Annotated in this window: 25 protein-coding genes and 3 tRNA genes; 15 read left to right on the top strand and 13 right to left on the bottom strand. The window is 57.8% G+C overall.

All coding sequences use genetic code 11. From position 1 onward, the window contains the following. Positions 1–14: 14 nt before the first annotated feature. The 14 genes from KGFNPO_RS06125 (at position 15) to KGFNPO_RS06060 (ending at position 14,292) form a co-directional block, all read left to right on the top strand. Positions 15–770, top strand: coding sequence for a cobalamin biosynthesis protein (locus KGFNPO_RS06125; RefSeq protein WP_472634400.1), 756 nt, complete (start codon positions 15–17; stop codon positions 768–770). Then, positions 767–2,329, top strand: a complete 1,563-nt coding sequence (cobJ, locus tag KGFNPO_RS06120; RefSeq protein ID WP_472633614.1) for a precorrin-3B C(17)-methyltransferase — start codon at positions 767–769, stop codon at positions 2,327–2,329. Before KGFNPO_RS06125 ends, cobJ begins: the two co-directional genes overlap by 4 nt. Next, positions 2,326–3,438: a CobW family GTP-binding protein gene (locus KGFNPO_RS06115; RefSeq protein ID WP_472633612.1), complete on the top strand. Its 1,113-nt coding sequence runs from the start codon at positions 2,326–2,328 to the stop codon at positions 3,436–3,438. Before cobJ ends, KGFNPO_RS06115 begins: the two co-directional genes overlap by 4 nt. Before the next feature lie 6 nt (positions 3,439–3,444). Continuing rightward, complete coding sequence (cobO, locus tag KGFNPO_RS06110; RefSeq protein ID WP_472633610.1) at positions 3,445–4,047, top strand: cob(I)yrinic acid a,c-diamide adenosyltransferase; 603 nt, start codon at positions 3,445–3,447, stop codon at positions 4,045–4,047. Next, entirely contained in the window at positions 4,041–5,348 is a 1,308-nt protein-coding gene (locus KGFNPO_RS06105) for a cobyrinate a,c-diamide synthase (protein ID WP_472634399.1), read from the top strand. The genes cobO and KGFNPO_RS06105 overlap by 7 nt, the downstream gene beginning before the upstream one ends. 18 nt (positions 5,349–5,366) lie before the next feature. After that, a complete protein-coding gene (gene bluB / locus KGFNPO_RS06100; RefSeq protein ID WP_472633609.1) occupies positions 5,367–6,014 on the top strand; it encodes a 5,6-dimethylbenzimidazole synthase in 648 nt (215 codons plus the stop codon). Between the two features lie 496 nt (positions 6,015–6,510). Further along, positions 6,511–7,092 (top strand): HupE/UreJ family protein, encoded by a 582-nt coding sequence (locus KGFNPO_RS06095; protein WP_472633607.1) that lies wholly within the window; start codon positions 6,511–6,513, stop codon positions 7,090–7,092. A gap of 399 nt (positions 7,093–7,491) precedes the next feature. Continuing rightward, positions 7,492–8,472, top strand: a complete 981-nt coding sequence (locus KGFNPO_RS06090; RefSeq protein ID WP_472634398.1) for a FecCD family ABC transporter permease — start codon at positions 7,492–7,494, stop codon at positions 8,470–8,472. After that, positions 8,469–9,242, top strand: a complete 774-nt coding sequence (locus KGFNPO_RS06085; RefSeq protein ID WP_472633606.1) for an ABC transporter ATP-binding protein — start codon at positions 8,469–8,471, stop codon at positions 9,240–9,242. Before KGFNPO_RS06090 ends, KGFNPO_RS06085 begins: the two co-directional genes overlap by 4 nt. 52 nt (positions 9,243–9,294) lie before the next feature. Continuing rightward, positions 9,295–9,852, top strand: coding sequence for a bifunctional adenosylcobinamide kinase/adenosylcobinamide-phosphate guanylyltransferase (cobU, locus tag KGFNPO_RS06080; protein ID WP_472633604.1), 558 nt, complete (start codon positions 9,295–9,297; stop codon positions 9,850–9,852). Next, entirely contained in the window at positions 9,846–10,793 is a 948-nt protein-coding gene (gene cbiB, locus KGFNPO_RS06075; RefSeq protein ID WP_472633602.1) for an adenosylcobinamide-phosphate synthase CbiB, read from the top strand. The genes cobU and cbiB overlap by 7 nt, the downstream gene beginning before the upstream one ends. Positions 10,794–10,910: 117 nt before the next feature. Further along, a complete protein-coding gene (gene cobD, locus KGFNPO_RS06070) occupies positions 10,911–11,921 on the top strand; it encodes a threonine-phosphate decarboxylase CobD (RefSeq protein ID WP_472633601.1) in 1,011 nt (336 codons plus the stop codon). Further along, complete coding sequence (locus KGFNPO_RS06065) at positions 11,918–12,820, top strand: cobalamin-binding protein (protein ID WP_472633599.1); 903 nt, start codon at positions 11,918–11,920, stop codon at positions 12,818–12,820. Before cobD ends, KGFNPO_RS06065 begins: the two co-directional genes overlap by 4 nt. Then, positions 12,817–14,292, top strand: coding sequence for a cobyric acid synthase (locus tag KGFNPO_RS06060; RefSeq protein ID WP_472633597.1), 1,476 nt, complete (start codon positions 12,817–12,819; stop codon positions 14,290–14,292). Before KGFNPO_RS06065 ends, KGFNPO_RS06060 begins: the two co-directional genes overlap by 4 nt. Positions 14,293–14,623: 331 nt before the next feature. On the opposite strand, the gene KGFNPO_RS06055 is transcribed toward KGFNPO_RS06060, so the two are convergent. From KGFNPO_RS06055 to KGFNPO_RS06045, 3 genes are all read right to left on the bottom strand, one after another. Next, positions 14,624–14,977, bottom strand: coding sequence for a peptidase associated/transthyretin-like domain-containing protein (locus KGFNPO_RS06055; protein ID WP_472633595.1), 354 nt, complete (start codon positions 14,975–14,977; stop codon positions 14,624–14,626). After that, on the bottom strand, positions 14,974–15,561 hold the full coding sequence (locus KGFNPO_RS06050) for a hypothetical protein (RefSeq protein WP_472633594.1): 588 nt from the start codon (positions 15,559–15,561) through the stop codon (positions 14,974–14,976). The genes KGFNPO_RS06055 and KGFNPO_RS06050 overlap by 4 nt, the downstream gene beginning before the upstream one ends. Positions 15,562–15,651: 90 nt before the next feature. Beyond that, positions 15,652–16,302 (bottom strand): dienelactone hydrolase family protein, encoded by a 651-nt coding sequence (locus tag KGFNPO_RS06045; protein WP_472634397.1) that lies wholly within the window; start codon positions 16,300–16,302, stop codon positions 15,652–15,654. 547 nt (positions 16,303–16,849) lie between these two features. Here KGFNPO_RS06045 and KGFNPO_RS06040 point away from each other — a divergent pair. Then, entirely contained in the window at positions 16,850–17,293 is a 444-nt protein-coding gene (locus KGFNPO_RS06040) for a CsbD family protein (RefSeq protein WP_472633593.1), read from the top strand. A 110-nt stretch (positions 17,294–17,403) separates the two neighbouring features. Here KGFNPO_RS06040 and KGFNPO_RS06035 read toward each other — a convergent pair. The 10 genes from KGFNPO_RS06035 to era form a co-directional block, all read right to left on the bottom strand. Next, positions 17,404–17,479: transfer RNA gene (locus KGFNPO_RS06035), tRNA-Gly, on the bottom strand. Positions 17,480–17,527: 48 nt separating this feature from the next. Further along, positions 17,528–17,603, bottom strand: a tRNA-Gly gene (locus KGFNPO_RS06030). A gap of 48 nt (positions 17,604–17,651) precedes the next feature. Then, positions 17,652–17,727 (bottom strand) — tRNA-Gly (locus KGFNPO_RS06025). A gap of 49 nt (positions 17,728–17,776) precedes the next feature. After that, on the bottom strand, positions 17,777–18,361 hold the full coding sequence (gene pgsA, locus KGFNPO_RS06020) for a CDP-diacylglycerol--glycerol-3-phosphate 3-phosphatidyltransferase (protein WP_472633592.1): 585 nt from the start codon (positions 18,359–18,361) through the stop codon (positions 17,777–17,779). Positions 18,362–18,438: 77 nt separating this feature from the next. Beyond that, positions 18,439–20,292 (bottom strand): excinuclease ABC subunit UvrC, encoded by a 1,854-nt coding sequence (uvrC, locus tag KGFNPO_RS06015; protein WP_472633591.1) that lies wholly within the window; start codon positions 20,290–20,292, stop codon positions 18,439–18,441. Positions 20,293–20,441: 149 nt separating this feature from the next. Beyond that, positions 20,442–21,521 (bottom strand): beta-N-acetylhexosaminidase, encoded by a 1,080-nt coding sequence (gene nagZ / locus KGFNPO_RS06010; protein ID WP_472633590.1) that lies wholly within the window; start codon positions 21,519–21,521, stop codon positions 20,442–20,444. A gap of 30 nt (positions 21,522–21,551) precedes the next feature. Then, a complete protein-coding gene (gene acpS / locus KGFNPO_RS06005) occupies positions 21,552–21,944 on the bottom strand; it encodes a holo-ACP synthase (protein WP_472633589.1) in 393 nt (130 codons plus the stop codon). Between the two features lie 23 nt (positions 21,945–21,967). Next, the gene (pdxJ, locus tag KGFNPO_RS06000) at positions 21,968–22,741 is read right to left on the bottom strand and encodes a pyridoxine 5'-phosphate synthase (protein WP_472633588.1); all 774 of its coding nucleotides are present in this window, start codon (positions 22,739–22,741) and stop codon (positions 21,968–21,970) included. Between the two features lie 32 nt (positions 22,742–22,773). Further along, complete coding sequence (gene recO / locus KGFNPO_RS05995; protein ID WP_472633586.1) at positions 22,774–23,673, bottom strand: DNA repair protein RecO; 900 nt, start codon at positions 23,671–23,673, stop codon at positions 22,774–22,776. A 13-nt stretch (positions 23,674–23,686) separates the two neighbouring features. Further along, the gene (era, locus tag KGFNPO_RS05990; RefSeq protein WP_472633584.1) at positions 23,687–24,634 is read right to left on the bottom strand and encodes a GTPase Era; all 948 of its coding nucleotides are present in this window, start codon (positions 24,632–24,634) and stop codon (positions 23,687–23,689) included. Between the last annotated feature and the right edge of the window lie 64 nt (positions 24,635–24,698).

Raw genomic sequence — 24,698 nt, 5'->3', positions numbered from 1 at the left:
TTGTATCAGAAACGATGCTCGGCATCTGGCCGGTGCGCGCCGAAGGTGAAGCGCTTGCGCTTGCCCTGCAAGCACGGCTAGGCGGCAAAATTTATCGCCCCTGGCTCAATCCCAAGGTGACGCAGAAGCAGCAATTTGCCGCAGCTTATCGACAACATAGGCAGTGGCTGATGCTGGCGGCCAGCGGCATTGCAGTACGTTTTCTCGATGGTCTGGCTCTGGATAAGCACAGCGATCCGGCGCTGGTGGTGCTGGATGAAGCCGGGCGTTATGCGGTGTCGCTGCTGGCCGGCCACGAAGGTGGCGCCAATCGATTGGCATATCGGGTTGCCAATGCGGTCGGCGCGGTGCCGGTGGTGACCACCGCGACTGAGGCATTGAAGCCGCTGGTGGTCGGGATCGGCTGCCGCAAAGGCGTGCCTGCCGAGCGGATCGAAGCGGCCGTAAGCAAGGCGCTGACACTGGGGCAGCGCCACATCAGTGAAATCCGCGAGATAGCGACGATCGATCTGAAAGCGCGGGAGCCGGGATTGCTCGACTTCTGCGAGCGCCATGACTTGCCCTTGCGCGTGATTGCATGCGCAACCGTGGCAGCGCGGCCGTGGGTAACGCAGCCTTCGGCTTGGGTGCAGCAAAATGTGGGCGTTGATGGGGTATGCGAGCCGTGCGCGCTGATTGCCAGCGGGCGCGGCAGTTTGCTGGTGCCGAAAACAACTTTGGACGGCGTGGCCGTGGCAGTGGTGCAGGATATGAATTGGATAGCAACATGAGTGGAATACTGAATCTGGTGTCAGTCGGGCCGGGATTTGCCGATATGGTCGTGCCGCGAGCCGAAGCGGCGTTGCGCGACAGCGAAATAATCGTCGGCTACGAGCTGTATTTGCGCTGGATCGAACCCTGGCTGGCCGGCAAGGAAATCCACACGCCGCCGCTGACGCAGGAACGCGAACGCGCATTGCTGGCAATCGAGAAAGCGCGCAGCGGTGCCAAAGTTGCCTTGGTTTCCAGCGGCGACATCGGGATTTATGCGATGGCGGCACTGGCGTTCGAAGAAATCCGCGAAGACGATACCTTCGCGGTCAACGTGGTGCCGGGCATTACCTCGGCGAACGCCTGCGCATCGCTGCTGGGCTCGCCGCTGTCGCATGACTTCGCGACACTTAGTCTGTCCGATCTGCTCTGCCCGTGGGACTGGATCGAAAACCGCGCACGCCATATTGCGCAGGCCGATCTGGCTTGCGTGTTTTACAACGTGCAGAGCGCTGGCCGCCAGCAAGGCGTGTATCGGATTCTGAACATCATGCTCGAATCAAAGGACCCGCAAACGCTGTGCGGCGTGGTCAGAAATGCCTATCGGCCTGACCAAAAGATCAGCATTCACCGGCTGGATGAGTTGCCGGCCCTGAAGTTCGACATGCTCACCACCATCGTGATCGGCAACCGCTTTACAGCACGCAAGCGCGACTGGATTTTTACGCCACGCGGTTACAACGACTGGGCCTCTTCAGCCAAGCAGCAAGTGGAAGATAAACCGATGCCGGAACATGCGGTATGGGTGTTTTCCGGCACCAGCGATGGCAATGCGCTGGCTACCGAATTGGCGCGACTGGGTTATCCAGTTGTGGTTTCCGCCGCCACTGAATACGGCGCGGAAGTGGCGATGGGCAATTGCCCGGGCGTGACAGTCTGGGCCGGACGACAAGGAGTGGAAGCGCGCAAGCAAGCGTTGACCCGCGCCCAGGCCAGCGTGTTGCTGGATGCAACGCATCCGTATGCGAACCACATGTCGGAACAATTGATCGGCCTGTCGCACACGCTTGGAATTCCGTATATCCGTTACGAGCGCCCCAGTGCGATAGCACCGGAATGCGATGATTTGCACGAAAAGTTGTTTGCCAGCATGGAGCAGGCGGCCCAGCACGCGATTGCGACCGGCAAGCGGATTTTCCTGACCACAGGATCCAAGGATCTGGCGACCTTTCTGCAGGCGCCGGGTGCGGCCGGGCGCGAGTGGTTTGTGCGGGTCACGCCGGAGCCCGAATTCATCCAGCGCGCAATCGATTCCGGAGTGCCGCGCAGCCATATCTGCGCGATGCAGGGGCCGTTCTCGCAAGCGTTCAACAGCGCGCTGTGGCAGGACTGGGACATCGATTGCGTGGTCACCAAGGATTCTGGCGATGCCGGCGGCTATCAGGCCAAAGTGGCGGCGGCGCAAGCGCTGGATATTCCGCTGCTGGTGATCAAACGGCCGCAATTGGCATACCCGCTTGCCGCCTCTAGCTTCGATGCGGTGGTGCAGCAATTGGCTGCATGGGATATCCGGAAATGAATCAGTTAATCCCGGTCACCATCGTGACCGGCTTTCTCGGCTCCGGCAAAACCACCTTGCTCGGCAACCTGATCAAAAGCCGGCAAAGTCGTCGCTTGGCGTTATTGATCAACGAGTTCGGTGAAGTGTCGATTGATGGCGCGCTAATCCGCGACAGTGCGGACGGTCACGAGCAGATCCGGATTCATGATTTCCCATACGGCTTGATTGCCTATGGCGACGACGAACTGTTTATCCCCACCATGCGCGCGATCGCTGCGCGGCGTGCGAATGTCGATCATGTATTGATCGAAACCTCCGGACTGGCGCTGCCAACGGCGATCATGGAACTGCTGCAAGGGCCTGAACTGGCGAACGATTTCATTCTGGACGCGACGCTGGCGGTGGTGGATACGCCATTGCTGCTGTCAGATCAGTTCGAATGCAGCGCCGATGCCAATTCCGCCGTCGCAAATTCAGTCTCCAGCCTGTTCGATCAGCAGCTCGAATATGCGGATGTGGTGGTTCTCAACAAGATCGACGCGCTGGACGAAGCCGCCTTGCTGCTGGCCGAAACCCGGGTACGGGAACGTGCGCCGAACGTGCGTTTCCTGGAACTGGCGTACAACGCGCAACTCGATATCCGCCTGGCACTGGGGCTGCGACTGCACCAGCCAACGCTAGTCGCGCATCAAAGCTACACGCCGATCGCCTCAATGCCGAGTTCGGGTACCTCCGTACTCGCCAGCCAGAGCCGCTTGAACGGCCATGCACACTCTGGCATGAATGCGCATACGCACGGACTGGCAACGCACAAGCACTTTCACGAGCAAGACCCGGGCTGGCTATCGTTCACGCTGCGCAGCACCGCGCCGCAGCAGGCAAAAAAATTGAAAACTGCACTGCTCGAAGCTGCAAAGCAAGAACCGCTATTAAGAATCAAGGGCTTCATTCGCAGCGATGACAGCGCCAACACGGTACTGGTGCAGGCAGTGCGTTCGCGGCTGGTCATGAGTACCGAAGCCAAGCCGGCACAGCATAAATCGGAGCTGGTTTTTATCGGCTACCACCCAAGCCGCGCCCGAGTAGCGGCGCTTTTATCCAACCTGAGCGGAACCACCTGGAGGTAATCCTGAATGAAAACTGATACAGCAGCCCATAAGCGGATGACCGAGCGTCACAAAGAAGGCTTCGAAAAGAAGAAAGCCGCTGCACAAAAGGAAAAAGGCTTGCTGATGGTCTACACCGGCACCGGCAAAGGCAAATCCACTGCCGCCTTCGGCATGGGCCTGCGCATCCTCGGCCATCAGATGAAACTGGGCGTGGTGCAATTCATCAAGGGCGCGTTGCACAGCGCCGAGCGCGAAGTGCTGGGCAGCAATCCGAACTGCGACTTCCAAGTAGTCGGAGCCGGTTACACCTGGAACACCCAGGACCGCAACGCCGACATCGAAACCGCCGCCCGGGGCTGGGCCGAAGCGGTGCGGATGATCAATGATCCGTCCTACGACATGGTGATACTCGATGAGCTCAATATCGTGCTCAAGTATCAATACCTGGACTTGGCTGAAGTGCTCGATGTATTCAGCAAGCGACGCGAAATGCTGCACATCGTGGTCACCGGCCGACATGCGCCGGAGCAATTGATAGAACTGGCCGATCTGGTCAGCGAGATTCGTCCGCTCAAGCACCCGTACCTGACGCAGGGCATCAAGGCGCAAAAAGGCGTCGAATTTTGAACGTGCCACCCGCTCTGCGCAACTGCCCTGCCCTATTCGTCAGCGCGCCCGCTTCCAATCACGGCAAAACCACCGTGACGGCGGCGCTGGCGCGCTTTCATACGGATCAGGGACGCAAAGTCAGGGTATTCAAGGCCGGGCCGGATTTCCTCGATCCGATGATTCTGGAACGTGCCAGCGGTCAGCCGGTGTATCAGCTCGATCTGTGGCTGGCCGGCGAGGCCGAATGTCGGCGGCGGGTATATGAAGCCGCGCTGGATGCAGATCTGATCCTGATCGAAGGCGTGATGGGTTTGTTCGACGGCACGCCCTGCTGCGCCGATCTGGCCGAACTATTGGGCGTGCCGGTGCTGGCGGTGATTGATGCCAAGGGCGTCGCGCAAACGCTGGGAGCGATCGCCTATGGGCTGGCGTATTTTCGCCCAGGCTTGCCGTTTGCCGGCGTATTCGCCAACGGAGTTGCCAGCGAACGCCATGCGGAAATGATCCAGCAAGGCATGCGCCCGGAACAGCATTATTTCGGCAGCCTGCCGCGTGCCGCACATTTTGCGTTGCCGGAACGGCACATGGGCTTGGTGCAGGCCGACGAGATCGACGACCTTGAATTGCGCCTGTCGGCCGCCGCCACTTCAATTGGATTGACCGGCCTTGCCGCATTGCCGGCCGCAGTCGAATTCAACGCCAGCGCTGAAAATGCGCCGCAACAGCTTCTGGCAGGCGTGCGCATCGGCATTGCACGCGATACGGCGTTCTCCTTCACTTATCCGGCCAATCTGGATCTGCTGCGGGCGATGGGGGCCGAACTGCTGTTCTTTTCTCCGCTGCTTGACCAAGCGCTGCCGCAGGTTGACAGCCTGTACCTGCCGGGCGGGTATCCGGAACTGCATCTGGCAGAGTTGCAAGACAACGTGGCGCTGAAAGCAGCATTGCAGCGCCATTTCAAACAGGGCAAGCCGATGTACGCGGAGTGCGGCGGCATGCTGTATCTGTTCGAATCGCTGACCGACAAGAATGGAAAACGCGGCGCGATGGCAGGCCTGTTGCCAGGGCATGCGGTGATGCAACCGGGCCTGAAAGGCCTCGGTTATCAATCGGCAGCAATGCCGGGCGGCGTGTTGCGCAGCCATACCTTTCACCATTCGATGATAGCGTCGCCGTTAGTGCCTTTGGCTTGCGGAACACGCTTGCACAATACGTCGCCCGGTGAAAAAATATTCCAATCAGGGCGATTGACAGCCAGTTATCTGCACTGTTACTTCCCCTCCAACCCAGTCGCGGCCGCCGCGCTGTTTTTGCCATGAATTTTCCATGAGCTTGCCATGAACCAATTCAGCAACGAAGAAATCGCAGCGGTCTACAAGACCATTGCCGAACGGCGCGATATCCGCCATTTCCTGCCCGCCCCGATCGCGCCGGAATTGCTGGCCCGCCTACTGCATGCCGCGCACCTTGCGCCCAGCGTCGGCTTCATGCAACCGTGGCGCTTCATCCGGATTTCCGACCCCGCCCTGCGCGCCACGATGCATCAGATGGTTGAGCAAGAGCGCGTCGCTACCGCGCAAGCTTTGCATGCGCGCGAAGATGAATTCATGCGGCTCAAAGTGGAAGGCATACGCGAATGCGGCGAACTGCTGGTAGTGGCGCTGATGGACCGGCGCGACGAGCATATCTTCGGACGCCGCACGCTGCCGGAGATGGATCTGGCCTCAGTCGCCTGTGCGATCCAGAACCTCTGGCTGGCGGCACGCGCCGAAGGGATCGGCGTGGGCTGGGTTTCCTTGTTCGACCCGGAACAACTGCGCCTGCTGCTGGGCATGCCTGACGGCGCCAAACCAGTCGCCATATTGTGCGTGGGCCATGTGGAAGCGTTCTATCCGAAGCCGATGCTGGAGCTGGAAGGCTGGGCGCAGCGGCAAAATCTGCAAGACATGGTGTATGAAAATAGCTGGCTGATAGCGCCGAAATGATGAAGGGGAAATTCCCTCCCTTTCAAGGCATAAGTATCTACACAACTTGCGACTCTAAACCGCGAGCGCGCATTGCTCCCCTCGCCCGGCATGGCTTTTCCTGGGGCCCGAATCGCGATGCGATTCGCTTGTGGGAGAGGGGCCGGGGGGTGAGGCAGGGGTTTCGGGCAGCATGCTGCCCGCCTGCTGAACGGCATTCGCTTGCAAGCGAATGTGCGCCCTGCAAGGGAGGGTGCTCGCAATATGCAAGGTGTCAAAACAAGGCCCAACCTTGATTGCATTGCCATATTGATGCGGTGGAATGTTTGCGGTCTCCCTCTCTCCCGGCCTCTCTCCCGCAGGCGGGAGAGAGGAGCAAAACAGTGGATTGCTGGATGTGTAGATACCTATGCTTTCAAAGGGAGGAGAAAACCGCTGTCGTCTGTGGGCTGAATAATTGCTAAAGAATCGTAATAAACCTGAATCGTCCGTCACATTTTTATCTTAAGGAACTCCAATGAACAGTAAATTTATCCGCTGGTGTATCGCCCTGATGTCCGTCGTTTTCTGCGGTATTGCCAATGCCCATCCGGGTCATGGCGGCGGCTTGATGGCCGGTATTGCCCATCCGCTGTTTGGTCTGGATCATTTGCTCGCAATGGTTGCGGTCGGGGTCTGGGCTTTTCAACTGGGCGGGCGCGCAAAATGGCTGGTGCCGGCCAGTTTCGTGGCGCTGATGGCAGTGGCGGGCGGCGTCGGCATGGCCGGTATCGGATTACCAATGGTCGAAATCGGCATTGCCGCTTCGGTGCTGATATTGGGTTTGCTGATCGCTTTTTCAGTACGCGTGACGCCTGCGATTGGTGCCGGCATTGTGGCTTTGTTCGCGATTTTCCATGGTCATGCGCACGGCGCAGAAATGCCGCTGCTGGGAATGGGCTCGGCATGGCAGTACGGCATCGGTTTTATCGCATCCACCGCCGCATTGCACGGCCTCGGTCTGGCGCTGGGCAAGGGCTTGGATAAACAAAGTCTGGTGCTGCGCGCTACCGGCGCCATGGTGGCAGCCAGCGGTGCCTGGATGATGACTGGAATTTGATTTCTTATTGTTACTCTTCCTTGTATTTATTAAATACATAATTAATATATGCGGAATATGCAGTATTTTTTGGCATACTCCCATGTTTATTAAAAATTGAGTAACTGTTTAGCCAGCAAGGCAATTAAGAGCGAAATGCTACGATTTTGGTGGAGCGCACCCGGGCGCGATTAACGGCTGCAGTCTGGCGACTGCTTTCGCGCCCGGGTGCGCTCCTACAGAAACCGCTCAATACCAACCTACCGTATCCGGCTTAGGTTGGCGCTAAGCTTAAATCCCGCGCCTGAAGGTCGGCGCACATTATGCGGGTAACCGTTTTATCCCTGACAAAGGACAAGAGTGTCTTGTAATCCTGATTCTGTCGCATCGTTCACAGCGCGTCATCGTAGCGTCGTCACACTGATTTCACTCGCAGTACTTTCCACCGCCGCGCTGCTGTTGGCCGGCATGGTGGGTTCGATCGTGTTGCCGGTAGCTGATCTGGTGGCTGCCCTGGGCGAAATCCTGCATGGTGCACCATCCACCCTGGCTGCGACTCTGCTTGAATTGCGCCTCGGGCGGGCGCTATCGGCCTTTGTTACCGGCGGTGCGCTGGCGCTGGCCGGCGTGATGATGCAAGCCTTGCTGCGCAATCCGCTGGCTGATCCTTATGTGCTGGGCGTCTCGGGCGGTGCTGCAGTCGGCGCGCTGGCGGCGATGCTGCTCATGGCGTCGGCCTGGGTGATTGATGCGGCGGCCTTCGGCGGTGCGATAACGGTGGCTCTGCTGCTGTATCTGCTGGCGCGGCGCGATCTGCGCGGTGGCCTGGCGGCAGAAGGCGGAGCCTCGCTGTTGCTGCTGACCGGCGTGATTCTGGCCTCGGGTTGCGGTGCGCTGGTGACTCTGATGCTGTCGATTGCACCGGACAGTCGTTTGCGCGGCATGGTGTTCTGGATGATCGGTGATCTGTCCGGCACCCAAGTGCGCTGGCTGCCGTGGCTGGTGCTAGTTGCGGCTTTGTTGTTTGCCCAAAGAGTTGCACGTTCGATCAATGTAATGGCGCTGCATGCGGAGGCGGCGGCAACCTTGGGTGTACGGGTTGGCCTGCTGCGCCAAGGACTATTCCTGTGCGCTGCCCTGCTCACTGCCAGCGCGGTCACCAGCGCCGGCAGTATCGGCTTTGTCGGCCTGATCGTGCCGCACGCCTGTCGCTTTGCGCTAGGACCGGACCATCGATTGTTAATGCCGGCATCGGTGCTGGTCGGCGGGACTTTTCTGGTGCTGGCCGACACGCTGGCGCGCACCGTGCTGTCGCCGCAACAATTGCCGGTGGGCGTGGTGACCGCGATGATCGGGGTGCCGGTATTCCTGTTGCAACTTCACCATATCCGGCGCAAATGATGCATACCTTTAATCTTAAACTGCAGATCGGCGCACGCCTGCTGATCGATGCCTTGGACTGGCAAATCGAGGCCGGACAATGCTGGTGCATCATCGGCCGCAACGGCGCGGGCAAAAGCACGCTGTTGCGTACTTTGGCCGGCTTGCGTCAACCGGACGGCGGCCATATCGAACTGGGCGGCACAGCGCTATCCGACTGGCCGCTGGAAGCGCTGGCACGCGAACGCGCTTTCCTGCCGCAAGCGCGCAGCGACGCGTTCGGCTATAGCGTGATCGAAACCGTGCTGACTGCGCGTCATCCATATCACGCCGACCGCTATTGGGAAGCCAGCGACGACCATCTGGCCGCACATCAAGCGCTGCAGGCGATGGAAGTCGATCAGCTGGCTGCACGCGATGTGCGCACGCTGTCCGGTGGCGAACGGCAACGGGTCGCGATTGCCGCACTGCTGGCGCAAGATACTTCCCTGCTGTTGCTGGACGAACCGGCTAATGCGCTGGACCTGGCACATCAGGTCAGCGTGATGCGTTTGCTGGCACGGCTGTGCCGCGAGCAGGCTAAAACCGTAGTGATGGTCGGCCACGACCTGAATCTGGCCCATAGCGTCGCCAGTCATGCGCTGCTGTTGATGGGCGACGGCCGATGGCAGGCGGGGCCAGTGGCCGAAGTCATGCAAGCGCCGATTCTGAGCCGCTGCCTGGGGCATCCGATTGAAACGGTGCAACACGGCAAGCGGACAATTTATATTCCCGTAGAGGAAATCGCATGAAATATGGTGTAACTAAAATAATTATTAATAATTTTCAAAACAGGAGCATCCAGTGACGGCGACCCTGATCCTGGGCGGCGCCCGTTCCGGCAAGAGCGCCTACGCCGAAAGTGTGGCGATTGCCAGCGGCCGCGAAGTGGTATATCTCGCCACCGCCCAGGCCGGCGACTCTGAAATGACCGCACGCATTGCACATCACCGGCAACAACGGCCTGCCGTCTGGACCACGGTGGAAGAACCGCTGGCGCTGGGCGACACGCTGTTGCAATGGAGCACACCCGGGCGTCTGGTGCTGGTCGATTGCCTGACCTTGTGGCTATCGAATCTGCTGTTTGCCGAAGCGCAGGATTTCTCCGAAGTCGGCCGCATCACGCCGCCGGCCTGTTTTGAAACCCAGCGCGCACAGTTTTTGCACGCATTGGAGACGGTGACAGGCGATGTAGTGCTGGTCTCAAACGAAGTCGGCATGGGCGGAGTGGCGCTCAGTGCGGTCTCGCGCTGGTTCGCCGACGAAGCTGGACGCCTGAATCAGGCGGTTGCGGCCCGTTGCGAACGGGTGATATTGGTTGCAGCCGGTCTGCCGCTAGCGCTTAAAGGCGGCCGATGCTGATCGGGCTGGATTTGCCGTTGCTGGTGCTGCTGGCGCTGGCCGGCATCGCGCTCGATACATTGCTGGGCGAAGTGCGGCACTGGCATCCGCTGGTGGGTTTCGGGCGCTGGGCGAATGTGATCGAACGCAAAATGAATTGCGGCACCAATCGATTCTGGCGCGGGACGCTGGCGTGGCTGCTGGCGGTCATGCCTCTCACACTGCTGGCGGTGTGGCTGACCGATATTGGTATTGCAGGACTGGTATTGCATGCGCTGCTGCTGTATTTTTGCATCGGCTTGCGCAGCCTGCGCGAGCATGCGCTGCCGATTGCCGAAGCCTTGACGCGTGGCGATCTGGCGCAGGCGCGCTTACTGACCGCCCGCATCGTCAGCCGCGACACCCAAGCCGCGCAGAAAACCGATCTGGCCAAAGCCGCCGTCGAATCGCTGCTGGAAAACGGCAACGACGCGGTATTCGGCACCCTGTTCTGGTTCATCATTGCCGGCGGACCGGGCGCGCTGCTGTTCCGGCTGGCCAATACGCTGGATGCAATGTGGGGTTACCGCACGCCCCGCCTGCTTGCCTTCGGCTGCTTTGCGGCGCGCTTCGATGATGTGCTGAACTGGATTCCGGCCAGATTGACGGCTTTCTCGTATCTGTTGCTGGGCGAAACTCTGGCCGACAAACGCCGCGCCTGGCAGTGCTGGCGCACGCAAGCGCCGGCCTGGTCCAGCCCGAACGCCGGGCCGGTGATGGCAAGCGGCGCCGGTGCGCTCGGTCTGACGCTGGGTGGCCCAGCGGTGTATCACGGCGAACTTGAACATCGTCCGCCGTTGGGCGTGGGGCGGGTTGCGGTGGCGACAGACATCTGCCGCGCCTGGCGGCTGGTGGTGACAACGGCAACACTGTGGTTTGCCGTGCTAGCTCTGTTCGGGATACTGCTTCTACCTGCGGCGTGAACAGTATTTTTTAAACATACTACGGCTATGTATTTTTTAATTCCGCTTAAAATATATGCGTAGATGCCATGCTTTATAAGCATACTCCATAACAATAAATTATTGAGGCAATAATCCATGCTTGAACACGGCGGCAATCTGCGCGACGCTGCAATCCGTTTTGGTCGGCCATTGCAGGATTGGCTCGACCTCTCGACCGGCATCAATCCACATCCCTATCCCGTGCCGCAACTGACGCTTGACGCTTGGCATCGACTACCGGAAAACGATCCTGAATTAGCTCTGGCAGCGGCTGCGTATTACAACGCGCCGCTGATGCTGCCAGTGGCCGGCACCCAAGCCGCGATCCAGGCTTTGCCACGATTGCGCTGTTTGTTAAATGGCGTATCCAAGGTGGTGGTGGCAGCACCTTCGTATGCGGAACATGCACACCACTGGGCGCAGCATGGGCATCAAATGCAGCAAGTTCCTTACGCTGAACTGGACGCCGTGGTGAATGCGTGCGACGTGATGGTGATCTGCAATCCGAACAACCCGACCGGCGCCACTATCGCGCCGGAACTGTTGCTAGCCTGGGCTGAACGACTGGCATTGCGCGGCGGCTGGCTGGTGGTGGACGAAGCCTTTGGCGACATGACGCAGCACAACAGCATCGCGCAATGGAGCGACCGTCCGGGCTTGATCGTACTGCGCTCGGTCGGCAAATTTTTCGGATTAGCAGGTCTGCGGCTGGGCTTCGTCGCCGCCGGGCAGCAGATGTTGAGCGCGCTGGCTGACATGCTCGGCCCGTGGGCAGTCAGCGGCCCGGCGCAACAGATCGGCCGCGCCGCATTAATGGATAGGACATGGCAGAGTGCCATGCGCGCCGAATTGCACATGGATGGCGCGCGCCTGCGGCAACTGCTGGCCGAAGTGGGCATTGCCAGCAGTGGCAGCGACCTGTACCAGTGGTGGCCGGAGCAGCAACCGCAGGCCGCTGCCTTCTGGCAGCACATGGCGCAGCACGGCATCTGGGTGCGCCTGTTTGAGAATGCCGCCCGTGGCATCCGGCTTGGATTGCCACCGGATGAAGATGGATGGCAACGCTTGAGCGCGGCGCTAACGACTTGGGACAAAGAAAAACTATGAACAATCGACTGCCTTGGCTATTTTTCATCCTCTGCTTATTCCAAGTTGCAGCTGGTCCGGCAATGGCGACCATTAGCGTGCAGGATGACGCCGGCAAGACAGTGACCCTGCAAAAACCGGCGCTGCGGATCGTGACGCTGGCCCCGCACGTGACCGAACTGGTATTCGCGGCCGGTGGCGGCAAACGCATCGTCGGCACCGTCAGCTACAGCGATTTTCCACCCGCCGCCAAAAGCATCCCGCAAGTCGGCGACAATCGCCAGATCGACATGGAACGGGTGATCGCGCTCAAGCCGGACTTGATCGTGGTCTGGCTGCATGGCAATGCGGAACGCCAGATCACGCAATTGCGCGCACTCGGCATCCCACTGTTTTACAGCGAGCCGCACAAGCTCGATGACATTGCCGACAACATCCTGCGCATCGGCCAATTACTGGGAACCGACAAGACGGCACAAGCAGCCGCCGCCGTGCTGCGCCAGAAACTGGCAAAGCTGAAAACGCAATACCAAAGCCGGCCGCCAGTGCGGATGTTTTACCAAGTCTGGGACAAACCCTTGTACACGCTCAACGGCCAGCACATCCTGAGCGACGCGATGCGCCTGTGCGGCGGCGAAAACATCTTTGCCAACATGAAGGTCACTGCGCCCAATGTCAGCATCGAAGCGGTGCTGCAAGAAAATCCGGAAGCCATTTTCAGCGGCGACCAGCGCAATCAAGCCAGCGGCGGCGTCAATGTATGGAAGCGCTACAGCACCATGACGGCGGTGCAGCGCGGTAATTTGTTTTCACTCGACGGCGACCTTCTCAGCCGCGCCGGCCCGCGCATGATAGACGGTGCGGCTGCACTGTGCGAAAAACTCGAACTGGCGCGTCAACACCGAAAGATTAAGCAATGACAAACTTCCCCTACCGTACTTTGATGGTGCAAGGCACCACCTCCGACGCTGGCAAATCCACCGTGGTTGCCGCGCTGTGCCGCCTGCTGGCGCGTGAAAAAATACGGGTAGTGCCATTCAAACCGCAGAACATGGCACTGAACAGTGCAGTCACAGCCGACGGCGGCGAGATCGGCCGCGCCCAAGCCTTGCAGGCGCGGGCCGCCGGTTTGGAACCGCATACCGACATGAACCCGGTGCTGCTGAAACCCTCCAGCGACACCGGCGCGCAAGTCATCATCCATGGCCAGGTGCGCGCCGACATGAATGCACGCGATTACCACCAGTACAAAACGATCGCGATGGCAGCGGTGCTGGAATCGCACCAGCGCTTGCTGGCCGGCTATGAAGTGGTGCTGGTCGAAGGCGCGGGCAGTCCGGCCGAAATCAATCTGCGCGACCGCGACATCGCCAACATGGGCTTTGCCGAAGCAGCCGATTGCCCGGTAATTCTAGTGGCCGATATTGATCGCGGCGGTGTGTTCGCCCATTTCGTCGGCACCCTGGCCTGCCTGTCGGACAGCGAACGCGCGCGCATCATCGGCTTCGTGATCAACCGTTTTCGCGGCGACATCAGCCTGCTCGAACCCGGCCTGGACTGGCTGGAACAGCAAACCGGAAAACCTGTGCTGGCGGTCTTGCCCTATCTGCACGGCCTGTTCCTGGACGCTGAAGACGCGATCCAGCCGGGCCAGACCGCCGGCGGAAAATTCCGCGTCGTGGTGCCGGTGTTCCCGCGCATTTCCAACCACACCGATTTCGACGCGCTGCGCGCCCATCCCGACGTTGACCTGATCTTCGTCGGCCCCGGCCACGCGATCCCGAGCGCCGACCTGATCATTCTGCCCGGCAGCAAAAACACCCGCGCCGACCTCGACTGGCTGAAAGCGCAAGGCTGGCAGGATGCGTTGGTCAAGCATTTGCGCTACGGCGGCAAGCTGATCGGCATCTGCGGCGGCTTCCAGATGCTGGGCCAAAGCGTGACCGACCCGCACGGTGTCGAAGGCGCGGCAGGCGTCACACCCGCGCTGAGCTTGCTCGATATCGACACGCTGCTGACAAAAGACAAGCATCTATCGCAAGCCGCCGGCCACTGCGCGTTTGGCGATGTCGAAGCATGTATTCCGGTGGCGGGTTACGAAATCCACATGGGCATTTCGCACGGCGCAGCATTAGCGCACCCAGTCTTCATCATCGACGATGGCGTCCAAACGCGGCCGGAAGGCGCACGTTCAGCCGACGATCAAATCATGGGTACCTACTTGCATGGCCTGTTCGACAGCCCCGAAGCCTGCGCCGCGCTATTGCGCTGGGCCGGTCTAGAAACGGATAACACGGTCGATCTGGGGCAGTTGCGCGAACACAGCCTGGACCGCATCGCCGATGCCGCGGTACCTTTACTGTCAGCGATATTGCACCATGCTAAATCATGAATAAGTGGAGTATAGCCAATAATGCATCATTGTCCGCACGTTCTCATTAGCATTATAAAAATACATATCTGGTGTATAGGATGAATTCGTAGGGCGTCAATAAGCGCAGCCCTTGCAGGGCGCGTAATGGCTTGCAAGCCATTACCGTTTCGCAGGCGAATGGCATACCATTCGAAATCCCTGCTGCACCATTGCGCCGCATGCCTGCGGGCGTACGCTCACGACAGAAATGTCGCCAGTTGTTGAATCGCTGCGTGCAACGCACGCCAAGCTTGCTAACGTGGAGATCGGGGCGTCCCGCTCGGCCGCAGGATTAAGTTAGACTGCTTTGTCACAGATAGATTGGCGGAAGCTGCGTTGGGGCGGTTATCGAAATCAATTGGCGGTAGATCAAATTCTGGCCCCAGTACAACTCAATGAAGTAGGGCTCCGGTCGAATGGGTATTGCGAACCATCCAAAGCGGCCATATGCGTCTGTAAACGAAGGTCCGCTTCGCCCCAATACTGGATGGATCAGAAACACGGTTACACCTGGGACTGGACTGTTGAGGTTGCGTGACAGCAGTTGACCTTGAACTGGAACGCTCGGTCCGTAGATGGGTTGCGCAATTGCTGAGGATGCCAATGCCAATGCCAATGCCGAGGCGGCAACGATTGCTGAAAGAAAATATCTGCGGTCTTTCATTGCGGTACTCCGAAGGCAGCGGCGTTAGGCGCTGCGGGTGCAGGCGAGTTGAACGGCAGGTCGGCGATCTTTTTGTCGAGGTCACTCTCGCGAATTTTGCGACGCAATTCTAAGGTACCAAGTCGTGCCAGGCGCTGGCCGTCGGCGCCTATCTTTATCGACTTCGTGAACGGCTCGTATCCTGGCGCACTAATTATGAGCACTAGAAAAGAGAAGTCTGGATATACCTTCCCGTTTATTTGTCCCGTTGTGTTGCTGGGCAGCTCCCAATTCGCGGGCCGTACAAAGACAGAAACAGGCTCATCAACTCCCTTGATTTGGCCTTCAAATTCGATCGGCACTATTTCTGGGGGCTTCAGAAACCCCAATGAGACAGATACAAACAGTAGGCCGACTAGAAAGAATGCCAAGCCGGGAACCTGAGTATTCAGCCTAAACTGTTTCTTCCATTCAATTGTCAGCGCATCCGCCTTGGGGGTTGCGGCCATCGTAATGACTCCCTTTGCTACCAACCATATGCCCCCAAGAACCATGGAAAGGCCCGCAAGAGCGCCTATAAGTGCGACTATCTCAAACGCAGTCATTGCTTTTTCCCGGCTTGTGATGGGTCAATGGATAGGTCTAACTTTGATATGGGGCGACAGTTTTGCTGCGTATCCATGTCGGCTGTCACTCTAACTCCGAAACATTTTTTCAAACCAGTCCGCCGCACTATGGGCGACCTGTTCCAGGGTGCCGGCTTCCTCAAACAAATGGGTCGCGCCAGGAATGATGTGCAAAGATTTTTCGCATTGCAATTGGGCATAGGCCTGTCGATTCAGTTGCAGCACTTGCTGGTCTTGCGCGCCGACGATCAACAGGGTCGCTGCCCGGACCTTATGCAGCGCGTTGCTGCTGGCCAGATCGGGGCGTCCACCGCGCGACACGACCGCGCTAATGCCGTCGCCCAGCACCGCTGCAGCTTCCAGTGCGGCGGCAGCGCCGGTACTGGCACCGAAAATTCCCAGCTTGCATGCCCGGCTCCGCGTTTCGCTCTTTAGCCATTCCAGTGCGGCAAGCAGACGCTGGGTGAGCAGTGCGATATCAAACCGGTTTGCGTATTTTTCATCTTCCTGCGGCGTCAACAGGTCCAGCAGCAGCGTGCCGATCTGTGCCTGATGCAGCACGCTCGCCACATAATTGTTGCGCGGGCTATGACGTGAACTGCCGCTGCCGTGGGCAAACACCACAATGCCGATGGCTTTGCCGGGCAGCACCAGGCGTCCTTCGATAACCGCGTCTGCGGCGGGAATCGATACCACCTGGTCGAAGTTGGCGGTTTCCATGGTCGCGTGGCTTTCGTGGATGATGTTTTTGATGATATGACACGACATCGCGCTGTTGTTGGCGTCGCTGCAGGTTTTGTTGATGCGGCTTAAATTGACTGCAATCTGCTTGATTTCTCTCAATCCGGCCGCTGTGAAATCGAACAAGATAACGACAGCGATGACAAAAAAACAAACAAAGTGCTGTGCATTGCTGAACCTATACTGTTTTTTCGCCTGGGATGCCAGCCGGGATTTTGGCGCACTGGTTAGCCAAAAGCCGGTGCGCCCGCTGTGTCATTAAGCCTGCATGAAGTACGTGAATTCGAGATGGTGAAGACCGTTAGCCGCACACCAAGGGCAATGCGAGAGTCCTGATACCCGCTGATCATGCGACTAGCCGTGCACTTGCATCCGGAGTTTCCATGAAATCAGTCCAGGCGGTCGCCACACCGCCCCTCGGCAACCGGTCGCTGCGCGAGGTGCACAAGTGGCGAGAGGCCGGCTGCGACAAAGGATGCTCGATTGGCAATTCCGCCAGTCAGGTCCCGAACGGAAGGAGTTTGATATGAACTGGAATATCGTTGAAGGCAACTGGAAGCAGTTCAATGGCAAGGTGAAAGCAAGGCGCGGCAAGATCCAGGAAGCATCCCCCAAAGGAGAAAGCATGATGCAAGAAGAAATCCCGCCACGCAGGGTTGTATTGCGTGGAGCACTGGCGGTTGGTTGCAGTCTGTGGCTACCGACCGCACTTTCTGGGTGTGATTCAAAGAAAGGCGCGAACTCAACCAGTTCCGCTCCAGCCAGCGCTCCAACCCCCAGTGCAGATTCTGCCGCACCGGCGGCGACCAAGAAAGTGCCACAGGCAAGCGTGCAGTACCAGACTCAGCCGAAAGGCGAGCAGAAATGCAGCGGATGCCAGAATTTCATCGCCGAGTCGAATACCTGCAAGCTGGTCGATGGTCAGATCAGCCCCGAAGGCTGGTGCAGTCTGTGGGCCAAGAAGGCTTGAATCGTTACTTCATCAAAGCCGTACGGCGCAATTCGCAGTCCAATATGCAGACACGGGAAAAAGCCAGGCAGAAATAGAAAAAGGAAGCTTGATAGCTTCCTTTTATAAACTGGAGCGGGAGAAGAGGCTCGAACTCTCGACCTCAACCTTGGCAAGGTTGCGCTCTACCAACTGAGCTACTCCCGCAATTTTCTTGCTTTACTGATTTTCTAACCTTACTGCTACCTCTAAAACTGGAGCGGGAGAAGAGGCTCGAACTCTCGACCTCAACCTTGGCAAGGTTGCGCTCTACCAACTGAGCTACTCCCGCAATTTTCTTGCTTTACTGATTTTCTAACCTTACTGCCACTTCTAAAACTGGAGCGGGAGAAGAGGCTCGAACTCTCGACCTCAACCTTGGCAAGGTTGCGCTCTACCAACTGAGCTACTCCCGCGTTCACAACAGTCGCACATTATATAATACGTAAATTGCTTGTCAAGAACTTAGAGCACTCTACCGGCGTTTTCTTTGATAAGCGGCCATGCTCGGCGCAGATAATAAAACATCGACCACACGGTAAGAACCGCCGCCACAGCCATCAGCCAGGCGCCATACAGGCGCGTGTCGATTACGCCAAACAGGTCATCATAGTAAAGCAGCATCGGGATGGCAATCATTTGCGCCGCGGTTTTGATTTTCCCCAAAGAGCTTACTGCAACCGATTTGGAAGCGCCGATCTGCGCCATCCACTCGCGCAACGCCGAGATAGTGATTTCCCGCCCAATAATAATGAATGCAATCACGGCATCGACACGGTTCAGATGCACCAGTATCAGCAATGCGCCCGCTACCATCAACTTGTCCGCCACCGGGTCCAGAAAAGCGCCAAATGCAGAAGTCTCATTCCAGCGGCGGGCCAGAAAGCCGTCCAACCAATCCGTTATGGCAGCCACTATGAATATGAGCGTTGAGGCCAAGCCTTGGGCGTCGGGCGACAACATTCCGTGGGGCAAATAAAATACGCCGACCACCAGCGGAATCAGCGCGACGCGCAACCAGGTAAGAAGAATAGGAATGTTTAGTGGCATAAGTTTATCTTTTGATTCTTATCTTAATATGCGAATCGCTGATAAGGCAATCCAGCGAAGGATTCAGCACAGTTGATTCAGTGCAGTTGCTTGTAGATCTCTTCTGCCAGTTGTCGCGAAATGCCCTCAACCGAAGCGATATCATCCACGCTGGCATCAGCCACACCGCGCAGACCGCCGAAGCGTATCAGAAGTTTCTGACGCCGTTTAGCGCCAATTCCTTCAATCTCTTCCAGACGCGAAGTCTGGCGCGTTTTAGCACGCTTGGCGCGCATGCCGGTGATCGCAAAACGATGCGCTTCATCCCGGATCTGCGCCACCAGCATCAGGGCGGCAGATTCGCGCCCCAGTTCCTGCGGCGCACGGCCGTCAACGAACACCAGCGTCTCCAACCCGACTTTGCGGCCCTCCCCTTTGGCGACGCCGACAATCAGGCTGATATCGAGCCCCAGCTCGCTAAACACTTGCCGCGCCATCTCGACTTGGCCTTTGCCGCCATCGATCAACACCACGTCCGGCATTATGCCGTCGCCGTTGGCGATTTTCTCGTAACGCCGCTTCAATACCTGACGCATTGCTGCGTAATCGTCGCCGGGCGTAATGTCGGTGATGTTGTAGCGCCGGTATTCGCCATTTTGCATCGCATGATGCTGGAACACCACGCACGATGCCTGAGTAGCTTCGCCTTGGGTGTGACTGATATCGAAGCATTCGATGCGCAATGCATCGATATCGGCAATATCAATGCCCAGCACATCGACCAGCATACGGGTGCGCGTTTGCTGCGAGCCTTGCTCCGAGAGCAGGCGCGCAAGCGATATTTCAGCTCCCTTGGCGGCCATTTCCAGCCATTGATGGCGCTGTCCATGCGGCTGAAACAGCAGATTGATGCGATGACCGCATTGCTCCATCAGCGCCACCATCAGGGCCGGCTCATCAAATTCGATGCTCAGGATCAGCGTGCCGGGAATAAATTTGTCGAGATAATGCTGAGCCAGAAATGCCTTCAAAACTTCAACTTCCAGCGTGCCGGCACCTACGTCAGCGTGGTCGAGCTGGATCGGAAAATAAGCGCGGTCGCCGAGATGGCGTCCGCCCCGCACCATGGCCAGATTGACACAGGCGCGCCCGCCCTGCACCAGCACCGCGATGATATCGATATCGCTATCGTCGGTGGTCTCCATGCTTTGCTGGTGCAACACGCGCGACAAGGCATTCATCTGATTGCGTACGGCTGCAGCCTGCTCGAACTTGAGTTCAGCGGCAAACGCATGCATCTTCACTTCCAGCGTCTGCAGCACTTCAGACTGCCGCCCACGCAGGAATTTGGCTGCATTCTCGACATCGACCAGGTAATCCTCCTGCGCAATAATATTTACGCAAGGCGCGCTGCAGCGGTGGATCTGATGCAATAGACAGGGCCGGGTGCGGTTGGCAAACACGCTATCTTCGCAGGTGCGCAGCAGGAAAACCTTCTGCAGGATTTGCATCGATTCCCTGACCGCCCAAGCGCTCGGGAACGGCCCGAAATACTGGCTTTTCTTGTCGACCGCGCCCCGGTAATACGCCATGCGCGGCACTTTCTGCCCGCTGATCTTCAGATAAGGATACGACTTGTCGTCGCGAAACAGAATATTGAAGCGCGGCTGCAGCGATTTGATCAGATTGTTTTCGAGGATCAAGGCCTCGGCCTCGCTACGAGTCACCGTGGTTTCCAGTCGAACGATACGCTCGACCATCATTGCGGTGCGTGGGCTGGCGAGGTTTTTCAGAAAATAACTCGAAACGCGTTTTTTCAGGTCACGCGCCTTGCCGACATACAACACCTTATCTTCCAGATCGAAATAGCGATACACACCGGGCAAATGCGGCAGTTTGGCAACCGTTTCCAAAACGAGATCACGTGGAAGTGGAACAACATTTTCGGTCATCGCGAAGACATCAATACGTAATGTGTCAGTCAGGGGCAGTGCTTAGGCGGCACCAGAAAATAAAACATACTAAGCTATGTATATCAAGAAACAAGGCTATTACCGCATTAATTTAGTGCGGTAAAAAATATACTCTATATAAATACCATTTATAGCGATTTCATCAGGACAAGCGCTGCCTGGTAACGCGCATCCTGCTGCAAGTTTTGCCAATCCAGCGCTGGCCCCGCCGGCAACATGGCTGCGAGGCGCGCCGCCGAACGTGCAGCAGCGGTACGCGCTACCAGGCTGGTGCCAGGCTTGATCCCTGCCAGCAACTGATCTGCCTTGTCTGGTGCGTTGCAGATCAGCACCACGTCGCAACCTGCTTTCAGCGCTGCCTTGGCGCCGTCGAGTACGCTGCCCGCCACGCTGGCGCCTTCCATGCTCAGATCATCGCTGAAAATGACGCCTTCGAAACCCATCTTATTGCGCAGCATCGACAACCATTTTTTGGAAAAGCAGGCTGGATGCTTATCCACCTTGGGGTAGATTACATGTGCCGGCATCACTGCCGACAAACTCATGCCGAGCCAGTCGTAAGGCGCAGCATCTTCCGCCAGAATAGCCTGCAGCGGGCGCTCGTCGACCGGAATGGCGACATGCGAATCGGCCTGGACAAAGCCATGGCCGGGGAAATGCTTGCCGCAATTAGCCATGCCAGCGAGCAGCAGGCCATGATTCAAGCTCTTCGCCAACAGCGTGACCACCCGCGCATCGCGATGGAAGGCGCGGTCGCCGATCACGCTGGAAGCGCCATGATCCAGATCCAGCACCGGGGTAAAGGACATATCGACGCCGCAGGCGCGCAACTCAGTAGCAAGAATATAGCCCACCGCAGTGGCGACATTGGTGGCCTGCAATACATCGCGCTCCCACAAAGCCCCTAAAGTTCGCATCGCCGGCAATTTGGTGAAGCCACCGGTTTTGAAGCGCTGCACGCGCCCGCCTTCGTGATCGACCGCAATCAGTACGCCAGGACGGGCCGCATGGATCGCGGCGGTCAATGCGGTCAATTGCTTGCGGCTAGTGTAATTGCGCGCAAAAAGTATGACGCCGCCAGTCTGCGGATGCTGGATGCGACGGATGTCTTCGGCGTCCAACGTAGTCCCGACCACATCGAGCATGATCGGGCCGAGGGTGGCGACCAGGGATGGGGTAATGAAATCTGCCTTACGAATTGTTCTCATGTTTTCTCTACGCTTTTTCTATGTTTATTTTTACGTTTTTTCTACCATCACGAAGGCGACCGCATACTCGGTCTCGTCGGTAATCGAGACTTGGGCCGCTAACCGATTGTTGTCCATGAATTCCTTGAGCGCACCGCTGACGACGACGATCGGCTTGCCGCTCGGGGCATTGAGCGTTTGCATCGCACGCCAGGTCATTGGCATGCGCATGCCGAGTCCGATTGCCTTGGAAAACGCTTCCTTGGCCGCAAAACGGGTAGCCAGAAAACGGATGCCGCGTGCGGCGACCTGCTCTTTGCGCCGATGATATTTTTCCAGCTCCAGCGGTCCGAGAATTTTTTCTGCAAAACGCTCGCCATTGCGCTCCAGTGCAGCCTCGATGCGCTGGATGCGGATGATGTCAGTGCCGATGCCGAAAATCATTTTTCACCCATCCGTTATTTCACCTACTCGCACGCTTGCAGCGCAGCCAGACGTGCTTGCACCATGATCGCCTTCATTTCGCCAACCGCTGCTTTCCAGCCGACGAATACCGCATGGGCCACGATAGCATGACCGATGTTAAGTTCGGCAATCCCGGTGATGGCGGCGATCGCTTGCACATTGGTGTAATGCAGGCCGTGACCGGCATTGACTTGCATGCCGCGCCTGATGCCGTCCAGCACACCTTCTTTTACCCGTGCCAATTCCTTGCTCTGCTCTTCCTGCGTATGGGCATCGGCATAGCGGCCGGTATGCAGTTCAATCACCGGTGCGCCGACTTGCGCGGCAGCTGCAATCTGCTCAGGGTCAGGATCGATGAACAGGCTCACGCGAATATTTTCCGCTTGCAACTGGAGAATTGCGGCTTTGATTTGCGTAAAGTAGCGCACCACATCGAGCCCGCCTTCAGTGGTCACTTCTGCGCGCCGCTCGGGCACCAGGCACACATCCTGCGGCTTGATGCGACAGGCGAAATCGACCATCTCGGGGGTGACTGCCGATTCAAGATTCATCCGGGTCAGCAGTTGGGGCCGGATCGCTATTACGTCGGCATCCTTGATGTGCCGGCGATCCTCGCGCAAATGCAGGGTAATGGAATCAGCGCCGGCCTCTTCTGCACACAACGCAGCGCGGATGGGGTCCGGATAAATAGTGCCACGCGCATTGCGCAAGGTTGCTACGTGATCGATATTGACGCCTAAATCGATGATTTGACTGGTCGGTTGCAAGAAGCTCATTTGGGTGATGGAGAGTGGTGACTATGGTTGACTTATAACTGCATTAAATCTATCAGAATTTGACGCGTATTCAGCGGTGCACCGCCCAAATGATGGGCCAGCAATGCGCGCATCAAGAGCTTACTCTGGGCAAGAGTGGTTGCAGCGGCATAATTCCCGCACTCCATATCCAGCAAAGTCTGCCCTTTAACCCGCGGCCAGGGATCGCTCGGCCGCGCCAGACGCGCTCCGCGCTCCGGGTCGACGACATATATTGCATCCGCTGTTACGACCTCTCGCGTAGTGGTGCACAGCGTCAGATCAGCCGCCACTCCAGTTTCTTTCAGCAACGCACGCTCAAAGCGGCGCAATACAATCGGTGCGGCTTCACCATGCGCCAACTGGTTCAGCGTCGAAACGTAATGATTAAACAGAACTGGATGCGGATCATCGCGCGCCAGCAACTTGACCAGTAATTCATTCAGATAAAAGCCGCACAAGAGCGCGGATTTCTCCAGCGGCAGCAAGCCGCCGACCCATTCAGCGCTAATCAGGGTACGGATTTCCGCCTTGCCGCTCCAGCCCACCGATAACGGCTGAAACGTCTGCAGCGCGCCACGCAGGGCAGAATGAGGACGCTTGGCGCCTTTGGCAACCAACGCCACGCGACCATGATCACGCGAAAAAAAATCGATGATCAGGCTGGTTTCCTTGTACGGATAACTGTGCAGCACGAAACCGGGTTGCGCCAGGATACGATGATTTTTTTCCAGCGACTGGAACCGCTTGGGCGATTGTTCTGCAACCGCACTAGTGGAATTGGCCGCGCGCTGGGCCCGTGGGCCGCGCTTGACGACTGGCTTGCTGGATTCAGGAATACTGTCCTGCAGCACGGATGTTGCAGCATCGGACGGCTGCGTGACGTCAGCGCTTGTCACTTCCATCACGTCCATCAGATTCCTGGTCTTACTCGTAACCGTAGGCGCGCAATCCGGCTTCGTTATCGGCCCAGCCGGATTTTACTTTGATCCAGATTTCAAGATAGACCGGGCCGCCGAAGAGTTTTTCCATATCGAGCCGCGACTGGGTCGAGATATCTTTCAGTCGCGCGCCTTTTTGGCCGATGACCATCGACTTGTGCGTGTCGCGTTCCACCAGAATGGCAGCAAAAACGCGCCGCAGATCGCCTTCCTGCTCAAACTTCTCGATCAGCACGGTGCTGGTATACGGCAACTCATCACCGACAAATCGGAATAGCTTTTCCCGCACGATCTCGGCTGCAAGAAATTTTTCGCTGCGGTCCGTAATATCGTCGGGACCGAACACCGGTTGATTTTCCGGCAGGAAACGCTTGGTTTCGCCTTGCAGGTTATCGAGCTGAAAGCGCAATTTTGCCGACACCGGCACTACTGCAGAAAAATTATGCATCGCCGCAATTTTCTGTGCAAACGGCAGCAACACTGCCTTGTCCTTGATGCGGTCCGATTTATTGATGACCAGAATGCAGGGCACGTCTTTGGGGATCAGCGCCAGTACCTGGCTATCCGCAGGGCCGAACGTGCCGGCTTCGATGATGAACAGGATCACGTCGGAAGCACCGAGCGTACCAGTGACCGTGCGATTGAGCGTCTTGTTCAACGCATTCGAATGGCGCGTCTGGAAGCCTGGCGTATCGACATATACGAATTGCGCATCCTCAACCGTCTGAATGCCGGTGATGCGATGGCGCGTGGTTTGCGCCTTGCGCGACGTAATGCTGACTTTGGCGCCAATCAAGGCGTTCATCAAGGTCGACTTCCCGACGTTGGGGCGACCGACAATAGCGATGTACCCACAGCGAAAATTAGCGGGGGTTGGGGGCGTTGCGGAAGCTTCGGAAGTTACGGAAGTTACGGAAGTTACGGATTCTGTCATGCGTTTTTGAGTATCGGTGGCTGTAATGGATGGTGGGGTTCGGATTATGGATTCGAACATACTG

The sequence above is a fragment of the Gelidimonas diazotrophica genome (assembly GCF_055694025.1).
This window is presented reverse-complemented; position numbering and strand designations above follow the sequence as displayed.